This window comes from Mycobacterium shunyiense (genome assembly GCF_058270075.1).
The window spans coordinates 454,259-475,163 of sequence record NZ_JBZDPU010000040.1 but is presented as its reverse complement, the minus strand read 5'-3'; the positions used below and the strand labels follow the sequence as shown (position 1 = coordinate 475,163).

The 20,905-nt window shown below is 64.3% G+C and carries 18 protein-coding genes and 1 tRNA gene; 12 read left to right on the top strand and 7 right to left on the bottom strand.

Translation table 11 applies throughout. The annotated features are described in order from the left end of the window. Position 1 precedes the first annotated feature (1 nt). Positions 2 to 2,848: an MMPL/RND family transporter gene (locus tag AC4ELH_RS32815; RefSeq protein ID WP_498888996.1), complete on the bottom strand. Its 2,847-nt coding sequence runs from the start codon at positions 2,846 to 2,848 to the stop codon at positions 2 to 4. After that, a complete protein-coding gene (locus AC4ELH_RS32810; protein WP_236734611.1) occupies positions 2,845 to 3,309 on the bottom strand; it encodes an MmpS family transport accessory protein in 465 nt (154 codons plus the stop codon). Before AC4ELH_RS32810 ends, AC4ELH_RS32815 begins: the two co-directional genes overlap by 4 nt. Before the next feature lie 227 nt (positions 3,310 to 3,536). Here AC4ELH_RS32810 and AC4ELH_RS32805 point away from each other — a divergent pair, with 227 nt between their 5' ends. The 3 genes from AC4ELH_RS32805 to AC4ELH_RS32795 all read left to right on the top strand — a co-directional run bounded on the left by AC4ELH_RS32805 (position 3,537) and on the right by AC4ELH_RS32795 (position 7,014). Further along, the gene (locus AC4ELH_RS32805) at positions 3,537 to 4,007 is read left to right on the top strand and encodes a MarR family transcriptional regulator (protein WP_498888994.1); all 471 of its coding nucleotides are present in this window, start codon (positions 3,537 to 3,539) and stop codon (positions 4,005 to 4,007) included. A gap of 133 nt (positions 4,008 to 4,140) precedes the next feature. Then, complete coding sequence (locus tag AC4ELH_RS32800; protein WP_498889521.1) at positions 4,141 to 4,602, top strand: SRPBCC family protein; 462 nt, start codon at positions 4,141 to 4,143, stop codon at positions 4,600 to 4,602. Positions 4,603 to 4,824: 222 nt separating this feature from the next. After that, positions 4,825 to 7,014: an FIVAR domain-containing protein gene (locus AC4ELH_RS32795; RefSeq protein WP_498888991.1), complete on the top strand. Its 2,190-nt coding sequence runs from the start codon at positions 4,825 to 4,827 to the stop codon at positions 7,012 to 7,014. A 19-nt stretch (positions 7,015 to 7,033) separates the two neighbouring features. Here the strand turns inward: AC4ELH_RS32795 and AC4ELH_RS32790 are convergent, their stop codons facing one another. Together AC4ELH_RS32790 and AC4ELH_RS32785 are read right to left on the bottom strand one after the other, a co-directional pair. Then, the gene (locus AC4ELH_RS32790) at positions 7,034 to 7,558 is read right to left on the bottom strand and encodes a hypothetical protein (protein WP_448441833.1); all 525 of its coding nucleotides are present in this window, start codon (positions 7,556 to 7,558) and stop codon (positions 7,034 to 7,036) included. A 56-nt stretch (positions 7,559 to 7,614) separates the two neighbouring features. Next, positions 7,615 to 10,824 (bottom strand): arabinosyltransferase domain-containing protein, encoded by a 3,210-nt coding sequence (locus AC4ELH_RS32785; RefSeq protein ID WP_448441831.1) that lies wholly within the window; start codon positions 10,822 to 10,824, stop codon positions 7,615 to 7,617. Positions 10,825 to 10,894: 70 nt separating this feature from the next. Between AC4ELH_RS32785 and AC4ELH_RS32780 the strand changes: the two genes are divergently transcribed. Then, complete coding sequence (locus AC4ELH_RS32780) at positions 10,895 to 11,545, top strand: TetR/AcrR family transcriptional regulator (RefSeq protein WP_448441829.1); 651 nt, start codon at positions 10,895 to 10,897, stop codon at positions 11,543 to 11,545. Positions 11,546 to 11,629: 84 nt separating this feature from the next. Here the strand turns inward: AC4ELH_RS32780 and AC4ELH_RS32775 are convergent. Together AC4ELH_RS32775 and AC4ELH_RS32770 are read right to left on the bottom strand one after the other, a co-directional pair. Then, positions 11,630 to 11,702 (bottom strand) — tRNA-Arg (locus AC4ELH_RS32775). Between the two features lie 190 nt (positions 11,703 to 11,892). Further along, on the bottom strand, positions 11,893 to 12,498 hold the full coding sequence (locus tag AC4ELH_RS32770; RefSeq protein WP_448441827.1) for a TetR/AcrR family transcriptional regulator: 606 nt from the start codon (positions 12,496 to 12,498) through the stop codon (positions 11,893 to 11,895). Between the two features lie 322 nt (positions 12,499 to 12,820). Here AC4ELH_RS32770 and AC4ELH_RS32765 point away from each other — a divergent pair, with 322 nt between their 5' ends. From AC4ELH_RS32765 to AC4ELH_RS32750, 4 genes are read left to right on the top strand one after another with little or no spacing between them, the layout of a single operon-like run. Next, positions 12,821 to 13,525, top strand: a complete 705-nt coding sequence (locus AC4ELH_RS32765) for a hypothetical protein (protein ID WP_448441825.1) — start codon at positions 12,821 to 12,823, stop codon at positions 13,523 to 13,525. Continuing rightward, a complete protein-coding gene (locus AC4ELH_RS32760; protein ID WP_448441823.1) occupies positions 13,522 to 14,328 on the top strand; it encodes a hypothetical protein in 807 nt (268 codons plus the stop codon). Before AC4ELH_RS32765 ends, AC4ELH_RS32760 begins: the two co-directional genes overlap by 4 nt. Beyond that, positions 14,325 to 14,930 (top strand): cytochrome c oxidase subunit 3 family protein, encoded by a 606-nt coding sequence (locus AC4ELH_RS32755; protein WP_448441821.1) that lies wholly within the window; start codon positions 14,325 to 14,327, stop codon positions 14,928 to 14,930. Before AC4ELH_RS32760 ends, AC4ELH_RS32755 begins: the two co-directional genes overlap by 4 nt. Before the next feature lie 5 nt (positions 14,931 to 14,935). Next, on the top strand, positions 14,936 to 15,214 hold the full coding sequence (locus AC4ELH_RS32750) for a cytochrome C oxidase subunit IV family protein (RefSeq protein ID WP_064936168.1): 279 nt from the start codon (positions 14,936 to 14,938) through the stop codon (positions 15,212 to 15,214). 12 nt (positions 15,215 to 15,226) lie between these two features. Here the strand turns inward: AC4ELH_RS32750 and AC4ELH_RS32745 are convergent, their stop codons facing one another. After that, complete coding sequence (locus AC4ELH_RS32745; protein WP_448441819.1) at positions 15,227 to 15,814, bottom strand: TetR/AcrR family transcriptional regulator; 588 nt, start codon at positions 15,812 to 15,814, stop codon at positions 15,227 to 15,229. Between the two features lie 192 nt (positions 15,815 to 16,006). On the opposite strand from AC4ELH_RS32745, the gene AC4ELH_RS32740 reads away from it, so the two are divergent. The 4 genes from AC4ELH_RS32740 (at position 16,007) to AC4ELH_RS32725 (ending at position 20,903) form a co-directional block, all read left to right on the top strand. After that, a complete protein-coding gene (locus tag AC4ELH_RS32740; RefSeq protein ID WP_075919424.1) occupies positions 16,007 to 16,939 on the top strand; it encodes an alpha/beta hydrolase in 933 nt (310 codons plus the stop codon). A 73-nt stretch (positions 16,940 to 17,012) separates the two neighbouring features. Continuing rightward, complete coding sequence (locus AC4ELH_RS32735; RefSeq protein WP_448441816.1) at positions 17,013 to 18,302, top strand: cytochrome P450; 1,290 nt, start codon at positions 17,013 to 17,015, stop codon at positions 18,300 to 18,302. Positions 18,303 to 18,463: 161 nt separating this feature from the next. Beyond that, entirely contained in the window at positions 18,464 to 19,678 is a 1,215-nt protein-coding gene (locus AC4ELH_RS32730; protein WP_448441814.1) for a cytochrome P450, read from the top strand. 358 nt (positions 19,679 to 20,036) lie between these two features. Continuing rightward, complete coding sequence (locus AC4ELH_RS32725) at positions 20,037 to 20,903, top strand: MlaE family ABC transporter permease (protein WP_064936017.1); 867 nt, start codon at positions 20,037 to 20,039, stop codon at positions 20,901 to 20,903. Positions 20,904 to 20,905 lie beyond the last annotated feature (2 nt).

Below are 20,905 nucleotides of genomic sequence, written 5' to 3'. Positions count from 1 at the left end.
GTCAGGCCTCCGCCCGCTGCCGTTGCGGCACTGGTTGCCGCTGTCGTAGCGGTCGCTGCCGGATGAAGGTCGGCCACCAGAACCACGGACCGAGGAAACGCAGCAGACACGGCACCACGAACGAGCGCACGACGAGCGTGTCGAGCAGCAGGCCGATACACACCGTCGAGCCCACCTGACCGATGGTGCGCAGATCGCTGATCAGCATGGCCAGCATGGTGAACGCGAACACCAGGCCGGCCGAGGTCACCACGCCGCCGGTGCTGCCCAGGGCGCGGATCAGCCCGGTGTTCAGCCCCGCACCCGACTCCTCCTTGACCCGGGAGATCAGCAGCAGGTTGTAGTCCGAGCCGACCGCAACCAGGATGATGAAGGTCAGCGGCAACACCAGCCAGTGCAGGTGCAGACCGATCAGGTGCTGCCACACCAGGATCGACAGTCCGAAAGCGCCCGCGTACGAGAACGCCACCGTGCCGGGAATGACCATGGCCGCGACCAGGCTCCGGGTCAGATACAGCATGATGAGGAAGATCAGCACGAACGCAGCGATCGCCACGATGAGCAGATCGGACGCTGCATAGGCCTTGATGTCCTTGTTGTTCGACCCCGCGCCGCCGATGTAGATCTTGGAGCCCGCCAGAGAGGTTTCTTTGAGCGCCGCCTTGATCGCGTCGGGGAACTGTTCGACGTGGTCGATCCCTTCCGGCCCCATGGCATTTCCCTCATGGGTGACGATGAACCGGGCGGCCTTGCCGTCCGGCGACATCATCAATTGCATGCCGGTCTTGACGTCCTCATTGTCGAACGCTTCCCTGGGGATGTAGAAGAAGTCGTCGCTGCGGGATTGGTCGAAGTCGTTGCCCACGTTGATCAGGTCGTAGTACGTCTGGTCGGTCTGGGTGGACTGCAGATGCGCCGGACCGTAGTTGTTGGTGATGACTCCCAGCAGGGACCGGCTGTCAGCCATCATCCGCTCCAGCTGCGAGATCATCTGCGGCAGCAACCGGTCGATGGCCTCGAACGACGTGACGGCGTCGGCGATCTGGGCGTCGAGGCTGTCGATCCCGTCGAGCGAGTCGAACAGCGAGCGCATCGCCCAGCACGCCGGTATGTCGAAACAGTGCGGCTCCCAATAGAAGTAGTTCTTCAAGGGTCGCAGGAAATCGTCGAGGTTGGAGATCCCGGCGTTCATGTCGTCGGTGACCTGTTTGAGGTTCTCCAAAGTGAGCACCGTGGAATGCAGTTCGTCGGCCATCTGCTGGGTCAGCCCGATCACCTTCTGCAGCACCTCGACAGAACGCGCCTGGATCTCGGCCTGTTTGTCGGTGTTCTCGTTCTGCCGCTCGGTAAATGGCAGTTGCTGACCGCTGCCACTGCCCTGGGTGGTGAACAGGTAGGGAATCGTGGCGTGCTCAAGCGGCCGGCCCAATGGCCGGGTGATGCTCTGCACCATGGCGACACCGGGGAGCCGGATCAGGCTCTTGGCGACCCGGTCCAATGAGATGAAGTCGGCCGAGTTGCGCATGTCGTGGTCACTTTCGACCATCAGCATCTCGCTGAACAGCTTGCTCTGCGAGAAGTGCCGATCGGAGGCCTCGAAGCCGAGATTGGCTGCGCCATCGGCAGGTTGGTAGGCACGATCGTCGTAGCTGACCTTGAACGTGGGCACGAAAACCGCACCGATCATCACGACGGCGGTGCTTGCGACGAAGACGGGTTTGGGCCATCGCACGACGCTCGTCGCGATCCGCCGGTACAGATGCCCCTTGGACATGCGCTTGGGATCGAACAATCCGAACAGACTGCCGAGCGTGAGCAGTGCCGGTGCGAGTGTCAGCGCCGCGGCGATGGTGAACAGCATGCTGATGGCGACTGCTGGTCCCATCGTGTGGAAGTAGTCCAGCCGGGCCAGGCTCAGGCAGTAGCACGCACCGGCGATCGTCAGCCCGGAGCCGATGATGATCGGCGCGACGCTGCGATAGGCGGTGTAGAAGGCGTCTTCGCGGCTCTCGCCGTCCTGGCGGGCCTCTTGATACCGCCCCATCAGGAAGATGCCGTAGTCGGTTCCCGCCCCCAATGTCAGTGCCACCACGATGTTCACCGCGAACGACGACAGCGGGATGACGCCGAAGTGTCCGAGCGTCGCGATGACGCCCTTGGCGACAAGCATTTCGATCAGCACGCTGACCAGCGGCACCAGCACATTGGCCAACGACCGGTAGACCACCAGCAGCATGATCACGATCAGGATGATCGTGAGGATCGTGATGTTGTTGAGGCTCGAGTTGGCGATGGTCAGCGTGTCCGATGCCAGCGGGGCGGCACCGCTCACGTAGACCTTGAGCCCCGGCGGCGGGGTGTCGCCGGCGATGATGTCCCTGACCGCGTTCACCGACTCGTTCGCCTGGAGCTGGCCGATGTTCCCGGCCAACCGCAACAGCACGAAAGTCGCCTTGCCGTCGACACTTTGGGCCCCGGCCGCGGTGATCGGTTTGCCCCACAGGTCCATCACGTACTGCACGTGCTCCGGATCCTGCTTCAGCCGGTTCATCAGGTCGTCGTAGTACCGGTGATCACCGTCGTCGAGGGGGCGGTCGGCCTCGAACACCAGCATGGTGAGGCTGGTGGAGGTGGATTCCTGAAACTTCTCCCCGATCCGGAGCATCGCGACCTGTGACGGCGCGTAGCTCGGGATCATCGAGCCCGCCAGCTGTTCGGCGACGTGCTCGACCTGCGGGATGAAGGTGTTGGTGGTGACGGCCAGCAGCGCCCAGAACACGATGATCGGCACTGCCAGGACCCGCACGGTCCGCGCGACGAATGGGCGGTTCGCCCGATGAGTGCTCATGCGGACTTGACCCGGCAGGTGACGTCGGCTTCGGCATGGGTGGACGATTGTTCATCGCGCACAACGCCGTTGACCAACATTCGGCACCCAACCTCGCCGCCATTGACCTGCACGGAGATGCTGCCGGAGACCACGGTGAGGGTCGACGTCTCGGTGTGCGTCCAGGGCAGCTCCGTGACATCGACCTTGTGCGGATGCCCGTCGATGTCGACATAGCTCAGCATCCCGCCGTCACCGACGGAACCGAACACCTCGTAGGTGAGCTGCTTGGGCGTGAACTGCTCGGGCGCCTGCGCGGCGAGGACGGTGGGCACCGGTCCGGGTTCCGACATCTGGTGCACCTTCCAGACGCCCAACGCTCCCACGCCCAACGCGATGACCGTGACGACCGGAAGCCATCCGTTCTGCAGAAGCGTTCGGTTTCGTCGTCTGCGGCCGTCCGCAGGCTGCTCCCCGATCATGACCGACAGATATATCGCATACAGGATGCACTTCTCAAGCTGTTCGCTCGCGACCGCCGGGCATTCACAGCAGATTGGCAGCCAAGCAACGAAGGCGATGTACGCGATTTACCACGCACTGATCCGTGCGCAACCGCAGATGACCGCCCCACCCCGGCGTCCGCGTCACCGGCATCCAGTCGCACCGCTTTCGGCCCATTACTTCCCATGACTGATATAAATGAGCCGTGAGCAACGCACCGTTCGGCAGCAACGTGGAAGCCGTCTCGTCGATGCTCGTGGCGAGCGCCGACCTCATGTGGCGGCATCTCGCCGATCGCAAAGGCTTGAGCGCGAGCGCGACGCTCGTCCTCGTCCGACTCAACCGCGAGGGTCCGATGCGGGTCACCGCACTCGCCGAGGCCGAGGGCGCGAGCCAGTCGGGCATGACCCAACTGGTCCAGCGCCTCGAACAGCAAGGCCTGCTGGAGCGGTGCAGCGACCCCGACGACGGGCGGGCCTGCCTCGTCAAGGTCAGCGAGGGCGGCCAACGCCTGTGGGAAGAGCGGGCGGTTCTGCGCAAGCAACGCATCGCCGAACTGTTGGCGGGGTTGTCCGACGACGACCAGATGGCGCTGTGGCTCGCCGCCCAGGTGGCAGGACGGCTGGTCGACCAGATGCGCGAGATCGCCGACACCCGGGCGAGCACCGATGCGTAGGGTGTCTCGGGAAGCACTCACCTCTCGACGATCACACGGCCGCCAGGGGCCACGAACCCCGGAAAACCCGTAGTCCCCGTCCGCGCCGGTGTTACGTTGACGCCACTGCCCCGAGGAGGCGGACGCCATGTCCATGGAAGGCTCAGCAACCGTACGCATGTCCGCGCCGGCGGACCGCATCTGGAATCTCATCGCCGACGTACGCAACACCGGGAAGTTCTCGCCCGAGGTGATGGAAGCCGAATGGCTCGGCGGTGCCACCGGCCCCGCCCTCGGGGCGCGGTTCCGGGGACACGTCAAACGAAACGAGATCGGCCCGCTCTACTGGACGACGTGCGAGGTGACGGCCTGCGACCCCGGGCGGGAGTTCGGCTTCGCCGTCCTGGTGGGCGACCGAGCGGTGAACAACTGGCACTACCGGCTGGAACCGGCCGGAACCGAGACCGATGTCACCGAATCCTTCCGGATGACGCCGGGAGCCTTCACCACCGTGTTCTCGATGCTCGGCGGACAGCTCCGCACACGCCGGAACATCCGCGACATGCGCAAGACTCTCGAGCGGATCAAGGCTGTCGTGGAGACCGGCGAGCAATAGCCGGGTATACCGCCTTCCTGTGAATCCCTGTGCGACAGCTATGCGTTGATGAGAATTCCGGCGCGACGCCGGCGTCCGCGGTGGGAATAAATAGAATTTAGTTGCACTTAGCAGTTGTGGTAAGCATTAAGTACCGGGCAGTACGTGAGCTCCGGGACATCTGGATCCGCGCGGTCGGGAGCGGCGCGATCACGGCCATCGGCCGTAGTTGAGGAGTTCGACATGACGATCCTCGGGCCCCGACTGGTCCCCGAGAATGTTGTGGAGTATGCCGAGCCTGTGCCGAGATGGCGAAGGTTCGTGCCCCGTTCTCGCCGAGGCAAGGCCACCGTCGCCGCCGCCATGGCCGGTGTGCTCGTGGCGGGTCTACTCGGCGCGGCGTACGAGACCTCACCCGGTGGTTCCCTGTGGGGCGTCACGCGGACGGTATTTCCGGGACACGCCCAAGACGTCGCCCTGACCGCTGTCGTAGCTGACCTGAAGAAGGCTCAGGACATTCTCGGCAGCGGGGAGCAACCCACCGCCGATCAGCTGACCGACGCCCGCACCGCGCTCAATCAAGCCAAGCAGGACCTTGACTACCTGTCGCCGTCACCTGAGCGCACCAGTCTGCAGAATCTCTATCTTCAACTGACACAACAACTTCTGCAGTACACACCCGATTCGGTGCTTCGACTCGCGCCGTTGCCCGCCCCGCCTCCAGAGCCTCCGGCGGCCGTCCCGGCCGACCCGCAGCAGGACGCTGTGGCACTGACCAGCGCGTCCGCACCGACCTGGGGATATGACGCGTCCGACGACTACGTCCCGGCGCCGCCCGGTGTTCCGGATTCCCCGATGGCCGATTGGCCGCAGCCCATCGATCCGCCGTCGACGCCCAACCTCGGAAACCTGGGCTACTACGACCAATCCTGGGGTCAGCTCTACGGCTACAACCCGGGCGGTTGGTACAACTACGACCTCGGTGGCTACAACCAATACGGTTACGACTTCATCGGTTATGACCGGTGGGGATATGACCGTTGGGGCTACGACCGGTGGGGATACGACCGCTGGGGCTACAACTGGGCCGGCTACAACTGGGCGGGCTACGACCGCCACGGCTGGGACCGCAATGGCCGCAACGAATGGGGTCAACACCGCGACCGCCCACGCGACCCGCGCAACCAGCGATGGTACGACCATCACCATCCCTACCAGCAGTACTACGAGTGGAAGTTCCGGATCTACAACCCGGTGTATCGCCGCGCGCAGTGGGACCGGGCCCACGGATTCAACCCGCACCGGTATCAGAACTGGAACATGAACCGGGACTGGCACCACCCGCGCAACCGCGATTGGGCGCCACCGGCGATCAGGGTGAACACAACGGTCAACATCCACGTCTCGGCCCCGGTGGTGAACCTCAATGCCTCACTGACACAGTTCATCTCCAACGACAAGGCGACCCGTACCTCCGGGCATCTGATGAAAGACCTCGCGGACAAGTCCCCGCGCAACTTCGCCAGGGACCTCACCCCGCGGACCAATTCCTTTGTCGGGTGGCAGCTGCCGTCGGGACTCGGCCAACGATCCGATATGCCCAAGGAAAACCACCGATCGTCGTCTGAACCGCCGGAATCAACCGCTCCGCCTGCCTTGGCGGCCCCCGCACCGGCAGCGCCGCCGTCGAAGGTGTCACCCACATTCAAAGCTCCCGAGCTTTCGCCGGCACCCGCTTACATCCCGCCGACGATCGACAAATCGGATCCAAAGCCAGAGACCGCACCTGCGCCGGAAACCGAACCAGATATTTCCTCGGGCCTGCCGCTCACGCCGCCACGGGCCGGCCGGCCGAACCCGGCTGAAGCGTCGCCGGACCAGCCTGAACCGGCCAGCCCACCCAGCCCGGCGCCGGATCGTCCCCGCGAGGCCCCGGCGCCGCGCGAGGCCGCTCCAGATCCGCAGGTGCCGGCGGCGGAGGCGCCCACACCTGCGGAGGCACCGCGCCAACAGGAGCCTCCGCAGCAGCGGAATGCACCGGAAGAGGCTCCGGCGCAACGTGATCAGGTCAAGGTTCCCGAGTCCGAGGCACCGGCCCCGAAGACACAGGCGCCTGTTCGCGAGGCACCGGTGTGGCAGGAGCCCGCGCCCCAGGCTCCGGCCCCTGCTCCGGCTCCCAAGGAAGAACCGGCCCCCAGGTATCAGGCTCCCGAACGGGAGGCTCCGGTCTGGCAACCGCCCGCCCGGGAGGCGCCCGTCCAGCAGGTACCTGTCCGCGAGGCGCCGCCCCAACGCGAGGCACCCGCTCGTCAGAAGCCCGAGCGGCAGGCACCGCAGGAACGCCAGGCTCCGCGATCTGATTCTGGTCCACGTCAGGCGCCAGAACAGCCGAAGACCAAGGGGCCCAAGTGTTCGTCATTCCCGATGTGCTGAACACCGGTGCCGGGCGCGGTCACTCGCGCCTGCGCCGGAACAGCAGGTAGACCAGGCGGCCGACCAACCCGAGCGTCAACATCACGACCGCCAGGGCTGCCACCACGGGAAAACCGGCCTTGGTGGCGGTGACCAAGCTGTCCGTGATGCTCGTCGGACCCACCGTGACGTTCAGCGCGTAACGCCGGCACACCTTGCCGGCGTTGTCGGATTCGACGAGGCTGATGCGCGCGGTTCCGGTCTGCTGCGCGCGGTACCTTTCGGTGTTGGTGCCATTCCCGTTGCCGGCGGGCGGCTTTCGGGCCGGCTCGTAGCGAGCGCCGAGAAACTCCACCGTCTCGGGGCCGGTGTTGCGCTCTTCGCGCCACTGACAGCCGGTCACGTCGTAGTCGTCTGCGAGCACGATGTCGAAGAGCTGCCCGGTTCGGAGCTGGACGTGGCCACCGTTGTCGTCATCGGTCGCGGTCACGTCAGGTTGCGGCGCGCATCCACCTGCGATCAATACGACCCAGCACACCACCGCGAGCTGTACCCGACGCCCCATTCTTCGATCGTATGAGGCGGCTTGGCAGCACACCTGGATGCCTCACCTGGCGCTCGCTACGGGCTGATGCGGATCGGGGCCGGGTTCCACAAACCGCTGCGGGTGGCGGAACCGAGGTCGAGGCGCGCCTCGGGAGCATCGACGACAGGAACGAACCGACGCAGGGAACCCCAGTCGCGTCCCCAGTCCCGCGACAGGTAGGTGGGCATGACATGGGCACGCAGCAGGAGATCGGTGATGCCCAGCGGGCCGCCATTGTCTCCGCTCTGCCAGGTGTCGGGCATCTCGATCTTGGCCGGATAGTCCGGGGAGATCCGGTATTTGGGAACTTGAGTGACGCCGTTCGCATGCAGCATGGGCTGCTGACAGGGGAATACCAATCCCACGGCCCAGTCCAGCAGCACCGGCTCTGTGGAGCCCAGATACTCCTGCACCGAACGTAATTCGGGCATGCGAGGTGGCGTGACGGCCACCCAGTCACCAACATTGAGCGAACGGTCTTCGGCGATCACCCGGACGAAACGGGCATCGGTGGGGATCTCGGTGCGGGGGAAGCGCAAGTTGCGCCAGGCGGGTTGCGGGCCGATGTCGTACGGGGTGAGCCGACCACCCGGTACGGGTGCCCCGTCGGGTCCCGGAGTGCCGTATTCGAGTGCGACGGTTTGGGCGGCGGTGTGTCCGGACAGCACGCTGTTGCCGGTGATCGTGCCGGCCGCGGTGATCACCACGAGCGGATGTTCCCGGTCTGCGGGCGGAAGCTGATACCACGCCGAAGTCAATGTGCTGACTTGTTGAGGCCCGGCGGTGAAACTTCCCGCGAGCGGCACCCGGGCAGGGTCCAGACCGTAGGGCAACGTCGTGGGTGTCTCCCAGTCATCATCGGTTCCGGACTTGGATTGGCTCTGCCAGATCGCTTCAGCCAGTGTGTGTTCAGGCACTCCGTCGGCGGTGAAGCCGATCGCTTCACTGCCTCCCAGCGGACCCAGGGGCCCGTAGCGTCCGGCTGCCGGGGTCAAGAATCCGGTGTTGGGATCCGGTTCGACGAACACGTCGTCGGCCAGCCCGCACCCACCGGCCAGCTCGCGCAGATTGGCCCACCCGTTGGAGTAGCTGGGGTATTCCTTGATCGCTCCGGTCAGCATCGAGCCGGCCGACACCACCACCATGAACCCCGCCGCCACCGGCACGGGTGCGGCCGTCACCAGCCGGGTCAGCCGAGATTCGGGCCGCACCGGTGCAGCCAAGTGCAGCCAACCGGCATAGCCGGCGGTCAGCAGGCACAGTGCGAAAAGGACCGCGCTGGCGGTGACCGGTCCCCAGTGCGGACTGCTGTCGTTGAACGGCACGCCGTAGCTGGAGACGTACCAGTAGCCGTTGGTCGACGCGAAACACACAGCGAGAACAAAGAACACGGTCGCCACGAAGGCCATCCGGTTGCGCGCCGATCGCAGCACTGTCGGTCCGAGCAGCACGGTGGCCACTGCGGCCATGGCGGCGCCGACGGCGGCGAACAACCCGAAATGGTGAATCCACTTCGTCGGGGCGAACGTCAGCAGAAACAGGGTCGCGAAGATGACGCCCATCAGCCGCCACACCGGGCCGGTGGCGATCCCAGGAATCCGCTTGCGTCGCAACAACATCAGTATCGACGGGAACAGACACGCCATCGTGATCAGGATTCCGAAACGACGCGACACGGCAGCGTCGGTGGTCGGCAGGACCAGATAGAAATAGCGCAGATTCTCGGTATACCAGGGCTGCGCGGGTCCGATGGCCGTGCGTACGGCAGTGGCCTCACGCACCGCGGCGATGGTCTGGTCGGCGAAGATCACGGTCAGCACCACGACCCCCGCCGCTGCCAGCGGCAACAGGACCGGCCAGATCCCAACCGTTTTCGCGCGGGCGACGATGATGCGCAGGATCGGGCGCCCACCCGCCAGCAGGACGGCAACAGCGATGATGCCTGTGGGCTGGATGCCGAGTGTGAATGCGGCTACCACGATGGCCAGGCCTACGGGGGTGGCGCGGCGGGTGATGATCGCGCGCTCGACGAGCACGTAGGTGATCAGGGCGCCGGTGGCGATCTGCCCTTCAGGCCGCAGCCCGTTGTTGAACGGCATCCACGCCGCGATGAACACCAATGCTGCCGCCCACGCCGCCGCGCGGTTGCCTGTCACCGCCGGACCGAGTCGGGGCAACACCTCACGGGAGAGCAGCAGCCAACACACCAACGCGCAGATCAGATCCGGCAGTCGCAACCACAGGCTGGCGTGGCTGACATGGGTCATGGCGGCGATCAGCTCGTAGTACCAACCGAACGGGTCCTCGGGACTGCCGAACCAGCGGAAATAGTTCGCCATGTAGCCGGCATGGCTGGCGGTGTTGGCCATGCCGAACTGATAACCGTCATCGGAGGAACCTGCGCCGGCGACGAACCAGAACAGCGATACCGCGATCACCGTCGCGTCCACCGCGTTGAAGTAGCGCCAGCGAGCCGGAACGAGCCGGTGCGCGCGCCGCCCGTCGAGGCGGTCAAGGCGCCACAAGGCCAGCAGGCCCACGACAGTGCCCAGAATTCCGGCGAGCATCGCCGCCGTTTTCAGCGGTGACGGAGAGCTGGTGAAGCGGGTGTCGATCGTGGCCGATACCGACAGCCCCGACGGCGCCGCACCGCTCAGGTCGGTGAACACCCCGACGATCTGGGGCCGAAGGTTCGGGTCGGGATACCCGCCGCGCAGCGTCGTGCCGGTGTCGGGATCGGTCAAGCCGCTGACCGTGGCGAAGGTGCCCTCCACCGAGGAGGACACGTCCAGCCGTTGACAAGCCGGGTCGGTCATTCGGATGCGCGGCACGCTGAGGACGACGACATTGCGTGCGATCACGTCGACGCGCTGCGCGGTGGCCCTGACGAACAGCCCGTTGAGCATCGCCTCCTTGCCGGCTGCCGGGGCCGTCCCCAGGACCAGCTCGGCCGCGGTCGGCATCGCGCGAATCACCGTGCACGGCACCGATGCCGTCAACGACACCGGTGTCAACGAGATCAGTGGCGCGGTAACACTGTTCAGCTGCCCGTCCTGAGGCCAGGTCAGCGTCGCCGTGGTCTGCACGACCGGCAATACGGGAATGAGCACGCTGGCGACAAAGCCCACCAGGCCCGCGATGACCGCCACGAGACGGGTCGCTCGCATCGGCCGGCCCGATCGCGTCACCGCATCCTCAGCAGGTGCACCACCGGCGAGGGAGGTGGTGTCGCGCACCAAGCTCATCGGGCCACCCCGATCGTCGTGTCTGCGCGCACCGCATCATCAGTAACCGAAGCAACTGTTACAGTCAAGTGTGCCGCGGCCGTTCGACCACGCCAAACGCGAAGAACTACTGGCCACCGCGGGCGCGATCTTGGCGCGCACCGGGGTCGTCGACACCTCGCTGCGTGAGCTCGCTTCCCAGATGGGAACCAGTGCTCGCATGCTCGTCTACTACTTCGGCGGCAAAGAGCAACTCATCCTCGAAGTCCTGAACCGGCAGCAGCGGGCGGCGATACCCCGGACCGAGGACTTGGATCTCCCGGAGTCGATCGCGGCGCACCGCGCATGGTGCTTCGAGGACTGGTACGAGTGCACCCGCGGGGAACGCCATCAGAGCCTGCGTGTGGTGCTGCAGGTCTTCGGCGCCGCGTGTGCGGTCGACAGTCCCTATCGCGAATACACCTGGGACACCCTGTCCTTGCTGACCCGCAACTCCAAGGCCCGCCTGCAGGCGCTGGGGATGCCCGCACACGTCGCCGAAACCCGTTCACGCATCGCACTGGCAGCCTTCCAAGGCTTCATCATCGAGTACTTCACCGCCCCCGACCCCGCCTTCGTCGACGACACCTTCGCCAGATTCGTCGACGAGTTCCTGCTCGCCCCGTTCCCTCCCGCGGATCCCGCGGGTTCAGTGGAAAAACGGCCAACTCCCCCGCACCGGGGCAAGGATCAACCGAAGTAGGTGTAAGGCATCAGCCGAAACACTGTCACCCATCAACCGGAGACGAAGCGTCAAGCATCACCCGAGGTCATACAACGAACTGAGTGCCCCCGGCAGGATTCGAACCTGCGACACCGGCTTTAGGAGAGCCGTGCTCTATCCCCTGAGCTACGGGGGCCGGGACCTATCGAAATAGGCGTCGGAAAAACCCATAGGGACGCCTCATGGTAGTTGGCCGACGGCCAATCGGTGGCATCGGGTCTATCGCAGCTGGTGTTTACTGCGGGGCGCCTGATGAGCTGTGCTGGGTGGGTGCGACCGGCCATCGCCGGGTTGCGGTGGGGTTATCGATTCAACCGAGAGCCCTATCAGGCCCGCCCTGGCTGCAAGCTACGTAGGGTGCTGGTCACGAACTTCTCCAGTGCCACGTCGCGTTCGGACCGGGATTCCCCGACGGTGGTGAGCAGTGCATAGACACCCAAGAGGAAGAACGCTGCGCTGTGATGGGCGTCGACGTCGTCGTAGAGTTCCCCGCGGATACGCGCACGCTCGATTTCGGCGGCCAGCAGCAAGAAGATCGGGTGGCTGGTCCACTGTTCCCGTTCAGGCCGGGTGGGTGACAGGTACAGGCCGATGACGTCGTGGAACAGGGCTGAGCCCCAGCGACTTTCGAGCGCCATCACCAAGCTGACGATCGTCTTCAACACCGAAGCCAGGTCATGGGGAGCGTCGAGGAACCGGCCCAGTTCGTCGGCGAGGCTCGCCTCATCCCTTCGGATCAACTCAAGAAGCACGTGCTCCTTGGTCGGAAAATGGAAATAGAAGGTGCTGCGCGCGACGCCGGCGGCCTTGACGATCGCATTGATGTCGGCCGCGTTGGTACCGGCACGCTGAAACTCGACGATGGCGGCGTCGAGCAGCCGGGCACGCGTCTGCCGACGCTGGGCCTCGCGCTGCGTCGCACTGTCTCGCACCCGTCCATTGTGCAGTACGAGACCTCATTTACTGATCATTGTCATTGAGATCTGGGCCGAAGCGGCAAGCGGTGAGGCACGGAGTTCAGGCCGAGCTGAACACATTTACCCAGGTCACATGGGTATTGAAGGTGGATCCATATCACGCACCCGAACCGCAAATCTGCATTTTCATTGTCATCTGTCAGTGAGAGTGCTACACCTAGGGACACCGGTGTAGTCGCAAGCTCGTGACATACCTGACGACAAAGGTCGCCGATCGGTCGACCGAGGTGTAGCAATCCGGACAGGCAGGACCATGGCGAGAACAACATCTGTAGCGATGAACACCAAGGGTCAACGGATCCTGCTGTGGACCACAGTGCCGGCGGCGGCGCTGTTCGTGCTGGCGTTCCTGTTGTTTCCCGTGTTCTCCCCGCCGTTGTCGCCGACACTGACACCCGAACAGGTTGCGACGTTCTTCGCCGAGAATGTCACGGGGATACTCGGCGTTGCGGTCCTGTGCAATCTCATTGCCTGCTCGCTGGTTCCGCTCTTCGCGGTGACGGCCGTGCAGATCTCCCGGACCGCCACGTCGAGCAGTGTCTTCACCTACGCCTACATCATCTGTGTCGGAGTGGGTCTCACAGCCTTCATCCTCGCCGACTACTGCTGGGCCATGGCGGCATTTCGACCCGAACGCGATCCTCAGCTGATCAGTCTGCTCAACGACATGGCGTGGTTTTTCTTCGTCGCGCCGGTCGGCACGATCATCGTGCAGAACCTCTGCCTGGCCACCAGTATTTACCTGGATGCGCGGCCCGAACCGATCTTTCCTCGCTGGGTGGCGCACTTCAACATCGCGACCGCTGTTCTGCTGGTGCCGAGCGCGTTCGCGATCCTGCACAAGTCAGGGCCGCTCACATGGAACGGTGCCCTCTCGTTCACCCTGCGGCTCAGCGTTTTTGCCGTGTATGTCGTCGTGATGTTCATCGTTCTGCTGGGTGTGGTCCAGCGCCAAGGCGCAGAGCGCGAGGCCCTGGCATGACCCAGAGGTTGGCCACGACATCCCAGTGCGGGCCCCGGCGTTCCTCGTGGCTCGAGAGCAAGAAGCTGGATCAGTGGATCGCGTTCTGGTCGGTCCCGATCTTCTTCACCCTGTTCGGTCTGGTCTTCGTGCCGTTGAGCGGGATGATGCCGCCACGATCGCCGAGCAGCCCGCGATCGCAGATTGTCGAATTCATGCAGTCTCCCAACTTGCTGATCGCGTGCGCCATCCTGACGTTGACGTTCGGCCTGGGGCCTGTATCCAATGCGTGTTACCTCATCCAGATCAAGCGGATGTCGGTCAGCCCGGCATTTCGGTACACCCTCATGATGGGTGCGACCACCGGCACGATCGTCGGCATGCTCTTCCCGTTGTTCTGCTTCGGACTCGGAGCTTTTCGCCCCGGCTACGATCCGGCGGTCCTGGCGATGCTCTACGATTTCGGCTACTTGGCATTCATCGGCTCGCTGGGTTGCTTTTGCGTCATGTGGATGGCCTTCGGGCTGGCCATCATCCTGGACGAGAACCACATCCTGCCGAAATGGCTGGGCTACTACACCGTTTGGCAGTACGTGTCAGAGCTGGTCGCCGCACCCGTGTGGATCGCCAGTTCGGGTCCGTTCGCCTGGAACGGAATCATGACGTTCTGGTTCGGGATGGCGCTGTTCGTACCATGGCAATTCATCGTCTACGTCTGCATCTACCGCGCGATCAAGAACCAGCCCGACGACGAACTCGAAAACTCTTGGCTGATCGACCCGCAACAGGTCACGGCCGATGCTCTGCCGGAGGCGAGTAGATGACCGAAGTCTCAGAGCATTTCGGCACCCAAACCGCCGACCCGCACAATGCGGTCCGGGGGCGCCTGCCCGGCGATCCGAGCATGTGGTTCTTCGTAATCGGCGACCTGATCATCTTCGGCATCTACTTCGTGGCCTACATGTATTTCCGCGGCCAAGATCACAGCACATTCCTGCAAAGCCAATCAAAGCTGAACCTCGATATCGGCATCGTCAATACCGTTGTACTGCTGACAAGTTCGCTCTTCGTCGCGCTGGGCACTTCGGCGGCCCGCGCCGGGAAGACCGCTGACGCCTACCGGCTGCTCTGTCTGGGACTGGCCTGCGGTGCGGCCTTCCCATTGCTGAAGATGTTCGAGTACATTCCGGAGATCACGGCCGGCATGACCCCGGGGACAAACCTGTTCTTCATGTACTACTTCGTGATGACGGGAATGCACCTGTGCCACGTGCTTCTCGGGCTGGTGATACTCAGCTTCGTCATCCACTCCCTGCGCGGGACAGCAACGCCCCGAATCGGTTTCGTGGAAACCGGCGCGACGTATTGGCACATGGTCGATGTGCTGTGGCTCGTTCTCTTCGCGTTGCTCTACTTGATGAGGTGATCGGTGTGACGGCCTATCTTCGCAACCCACTGACCTTGGTCTGGGCGCTGCTCACGGTGGTGACCGTGGCATCGTGGCTGACCGCTCGTGACGGTGGCCAGGCGCACCACCTCAGCGCCACGGTCACCGCAATCGTGCTACTGATTGCCGCATTCAAAGCACAGCTGGTGATCTGGCACTTCATGGAGGTCCGGCGGGCGCCCACGTGGCTCAAGGTGACGACCCACGGATGGCTGGTCGGCCTCTTCGGGCTCCTGTTGGGCCTCTACTTCGCCGCCGCATGAATCGCTTGAAGGCTACTGGGCTGCAACGTTTTCCGGCCGGACTGCGGTCTCGCCTTCGACGATGAAGCTCGGGCCTACGAAGCGCGCGGCGATCTCGTATTCGGACTCTCGGTCTTTGACCGGGAAATACCACAGCGCCAGGGTGACGCGAATCAGCCACTGGGCTGCCAGCGGATCGGATCGACCGATCATGCGCTCGGCAAGTTCTTCCACCAGAGGCGATCCGGTCAGCCAACCGTTGTTCTGATCAGGTCGGATCGCCCCCATCATCAACGGGCCGAGCGGCTCGGACCGGATATGGTCGAGCGCGACGATCAGGGCGGTGACGATCCGTTCCGAACCCTGCAATCCGTCGATCGCCTCGGACACGTGTCGCACGATGCGCGCCGACAGTCGCCGCACCACCCCTTCGAGGATCGCCGCCTTACCGCCGGCGTGCCGATAGATGGTGGCAGGCGAGCAATGCACCTTCGCCGACAGCGCGTCGATGGTGAACGCCTCGAAACCCTGTTGGGAAACGAGTTCGGCGGCCGCGGCGAAGATCCGTTCCACCGCTTCGGATCGACGGTCCGTACCGACAAGCCAGTCCTGTCGCGTCATCGTGTAGCCCCCACAGCTCGACATTCCGGCGATTCACTCTCTCATCCTGAGAGAAGATTCCTTTTCTCTCTCAGGCTAGGGCCAGCTCCGGCCACTGTCCTGCGAAACCGGGATCCTGTTTCGGACAAGCCCGCTTCGCAACCTGGCGGCACACTATTGACGGTCGAACCGCGCGACACCGAGCCTGTGTTCATGCAATTCAGCCGGGCCGGCGCGGTACCCGCGATAGGCGCCCGAGACGACTTTCATCCCGAGCTCAAGGCGCTGGCGCGGATCGCTCCGCGGGGCAATGCCGGGACTGCCACTGCTCTCAAGGCGGTGCGCCGGCTGATGGCGCTGCGAAAGTCCCGGGTTACGGGCATCGATGTCGTATCGCTCGGGGATGGGGTGAACGTGCGCATTTTTCGAGGGGACGAGAGGTCCAGCGCGCGGCCGGCCCTGCTGTGGATGCACGGCGGTGGATATGTCGCGGGCCGCGCCAGCCTCGGTGACCGGTTGTGTCGAGCGTTCGCGGATGCACTCGATATCACCGTGGCCTCCGTCGAGTACCGTCTCGCGCCCGAGCATCCGTATCCGGCGGCGCTGCAGGACTGCCATGACGCGCTCAGCCACCTCCTCGCGTTACCCGGGGTTGATCCAGGACGGATCGCGATCGGCGGTCAGAGTTCGGGCGCCGGCCTCGCGGCCGCCCTGGCGTTCCGGTTGCGCAACTCCGATCGGGTCGCCGTGGTGCGGCAGTTGCTGGCCTATCCGATGCTCGACGACCGCACGTCCGACCGGATCCATCCGAATGCGCACCACTTTCGCTTCTGGAACACCACATCGAACCGATTCAGCTGGACGGCCTACCTCGGCGATGCGGATCCAGCGATTGCCGTACCTGGACGACGTCCAGACCTTGGTGGCCTGCCACCAGCGTGGATCGGTGTCGGGTCACTCGATCTGTTCTGCGACGAGAACGCCGCATACGCGGAAGACCTGCGCGCCGCCGGCGTGCCCTGCGAGTTCGTCGTGGTCAACGGAGCGTTTCACGGATTCGATGAGGTGGCCCCGAAAACTGCTGTCGCACAAGCGTTCTTCGCCAAACAGTGCCTCAGTCTGGCCGACGCCTTTCGATCGTCGTGATCGGCTCTCGTCCTCGAGCACTGCACCCCGTACATCCCCGCCAGTTCGCCCTTCAGGAAGGTCCCCGTGTGTCATGACGCCCGCAACACGCGACGCAACGACAATGTTCAAACCGCTGACGTCCGCCATCCAGATGAACCTGTCTGCCGCCGTGCGCACCCGACGACTGGGCTACCGCGGCTGGGCTGGAGCGGTCAACACCGACTATGACCCCCTCGACCCCGCCACTGCCGCACAGCCGTTCGAGGCCTACGCACAGTTGCACAGCAGTGACCGAGTGCACTACAGCCCTCGTCGCGCCACCTGGATCCTGCACCGTCTAGAGGATGTCCGCGCCGCATTGCGTGACACCGAGCAGGTCACGAGCAGCCATGGGGTGACCCGGATCCGGATGGCTGCCGACCTCGTGGTGGTCACCGACGGTGAAGAACACAACCGACTGCGCAAGCAGGTGCAACCGGCGTTCACCAAGCGGGCCCTCGACAGTTGGCAGAGGACAATCAACGATCTCGCCGCCGAACTCGTCGACACCCTGATTGCCGAACCGGGCAGCGATGTCGTTGCACGCCTGGCGATCCCGATGCCGTTACGCCTGATCGCAGCTATTCTCGGAGTCCCCGAGCGCGACATCGACGACTTCCGGCGTTGGTCGGAGGACAGTGTCAAACTCATCGACTTCACTCCCACGCCGGCCGGTGTGCTCAATACGGCCAAGTCATTGCGGGCTGCGATGGCCTTGCGTCGCTACTTCCTCGACCACCTGGCGACGGGCGAACTCAAAGGATCTGACACGGTTCTGGGGCGGCTTCTCGAGCACAACACTGACGGTACGTTGACCGACGATCAGCTCTTCTACATCGCGATCTTGCTGTTGATAGCCGGCAACGAAACGACCACCAACCTGCTCGGCGGACTTTTCGATACGTTCGCACGCTACCCGGACCAGTACGACATGATCCGCGCTGAACCCGATCTCATCCCGATGGCCGTGGAGGAACAGCTCCGCTACGGCAGCCCGGTCCAGAACTTGTACCGGTACACCCGCGCTCCGTACCGAGTCGGTGAGGTCACCATCCCGTCGGGGGCGCGACTGTTGTTGTCGTTCGGCGCTGCAAACCGGGATCCGTCGGCTTTCGACGACCCCGATACGTACCGCGCTGATCGCAATCCGCGAGCGCACGTCGCGTTTGGTTACGGTGCCCACATGTGCCTGGGTGCACCGCTGGCGCGCATGGAAGCCGTCGCGGTCCTTCGGGAACTGGTCAATCGCGTGTCACGGATCTCCGCCACGGCCCCGACGATCTGGTCGACCAACAGCTCGCTGCGTGGACCGGTCCACCTGCCCGTCCGATTGCATTGTTAGGACGCCGTTCTCAGCCTGAGAGACCATGGCGGCGCGTTCGCTGAAACATCCCTGGTGAGACGACCGTACTGAGAATCAGGGCGGCACCGCGGGCGCCGTCCCGTAATCAACCTCGCATCGGCACCTTGACCGGCCGCGTGGCCCCGGAACAGCCTGAGCCGGTGACCGTACTCGACAACCCGGCCAGCTTCTTCGGCGCGGAGGCGATCCAGAACCCCTATCCGGTCTATGACCGCATGCGTGATGAAGCGCCCGTGCACCGCGTGGGCGATTCCGCGTTCTTCGTGGTGTGCGGTTGGGACGCCGTAGTCGAGGCTGTCACCAGGGTCGAGGACTTCTCTTCCAACCTCACCGCGACCATGGTCTACCACGACGACGGGACGGTGACACCCTTTCCCATGGGTGAGCCCGGCGGGTCCATGCACGCGCTGGCCACCGCAGATGATCCGGTGCACGCCGTGCACCGCAAGATCCTGCTGCCGCACCTGTCGGCACGGCGGGTTCGGATCATCGAGCGATTCGCCACCCAGACCGCTGCCCGGCTGTGGAACGAAAACCTGCGCGATGGCCAGATCGAGTGGATGAGTGCGATCGCCAACCGGCTGCCGATGATGGTGGTGGCAGAACTGTTGGGACTGCCCGACGTCGACGTAGACAACCTCATCCGATTGGGCTACGCCACAACGACATTGCTCGACGGCGTGGTCAGCTCGACACAGATCGAGGCCGCCGGGGCGGCGGTGCTCGAACTGTCCGGGTACGTGATGGAGTATTTCGAGAAGGCGGCCGTCGACCCCCAGCCCGGCCTGATCACCGATATGGCTCAGCGTTACGCGTCCGGTGAACTCGACCAGATCGTGGCACTGGGCATCATGCTCACTCTGTTCAGCGCCGGTGGCGAATCCACGGCCTCGTTGTTAGGCAGCGCGGTCTGGGTGCTGGCGAACCAGCCCGACGTTCAGCGGCAACTCCGGGACAACCCCCTTTTGTTGTCGGCCTTCATCGAAGAGACACTTCGCTACGAACCACCATTCCGAGGCCATTACCGCCACGTCTGGCGGGACACCTCGTTGGGTGGGGTGGCACTTCCGGCCAACTCGCACCTCCTCTTGCTGTGGGGCGCGGCCAATCGTGACCCAGCGCAGTTCGAGGCGCCCAACGAGTTTCTGCTCGATCGCGCCGGCGCCAAGGGACACGTCACTTTCGGCAAGGGTGCCCACTTCTGCATCGGGGCCGCGCTCGCCCGGCTCGAGGCACGGATCGTGTTGGGCCACTTGCTCGAACACACGAGCTGGATCGGCGCCGTTGACGTCGGCGATTGGCTGCCCAGCATCCTCGTCCGCCGATTGGAGCACCTCCGCCTCGAGGTGCGATGACAAGCGAATCTCCCGGTCCTCTGTTGAGCGTCACGGCCCCTGTCCGAACCTGGTGCGGCCGCGACGACCGGGGTGCAATCTCACTCTCGCAGCGTGAGAGATCGTCCGCGATTTTTCTCAAATATCACTGCTGGTGGCGCCATCCCTCACGAAGCTACGCACCTTCCATCCGGCGCTGACGTCATTTCAACTTGGCGAGGGTGCGTTGACGTCACCATCGCGAGCTAACGAAGCTGAGAATCCGACTCCGGGGAGGGGAAAGACTTCAGATGGTGCCGTCGAACCCGCGGTTGATCATGCGGCCTCCCGCGAGGCCCGGCGCCCGGGTACCGCTGGGCACCGATCGAGATGGGCTGTCATGACGACTTCACCCGGCGTGCTCACCGAACCGGGCGAGCGATCGGCGATCGGCGAGATCGGGGCGGGAGTACGCCGTTATATCCGATCACACCCGTTACAAGCGCTCGAAACGGTCGGGGGGCAGACCGCACTGGGCGTCCGTACGCTGCAGTTCTTCATTCTCGACGTGTTCGCCGGTCGATTCCCGTTCAAAGAGTTCGTCCGGCAAGCGGCTTTCATGGCCGGCACTTCGCTGGTGCCAACCCTTCTGGTGACGATCCCGGTCGGTGTCACGTTGTCGATTCAGTTCGGGGTGCTTGCCGGACAGGTGGGTGCTGAGTCGTTGTCTGGTGCGGCCAACGGGCTCGTGGTGATCCGCCAGGGCGCCCCGCTGGTGGCGGCGATACTGCTCGCCGCCGCCGTCGGCTCCGCAGTCAGCGCCGATCTGGGATCCCGCACCATGCGTGAGGAGATCGCCGCGATGGAAGTCATGGGGGTCTCGGCCATCCAGCGTCTGGTCGTGCCCCGGTTCGCGGCGGTGATCGTCGTCGGTATCGCGTTGACCGGTCTGGCCACCTGCGCCGGTTTCTTCGTCGGCTACCTGTTCAACATCTACATGCAGAACGGCACGCCCGGTTCATTTGTGGCAACGTTCGCATCGTTTGCCACCGAGGGAGACCTCGTTCTGGCGCTGAGCAAGGCAATCGTGTTCGGAGCGATCGTGGCAGTCATCAGCTGTCACAAGGGACTGGCCACCTCTGGTGGACCGGCCGGCGTGGCGAACTCAGTGAACGCCGCGGTTGTCGAAGCGATCCTGCTCTTGATGATCGTCAACGTTGCGATGAGCCAGTTCTATCTCCTGCTGTTCCCGAAAGCCAGCCTCTAGAC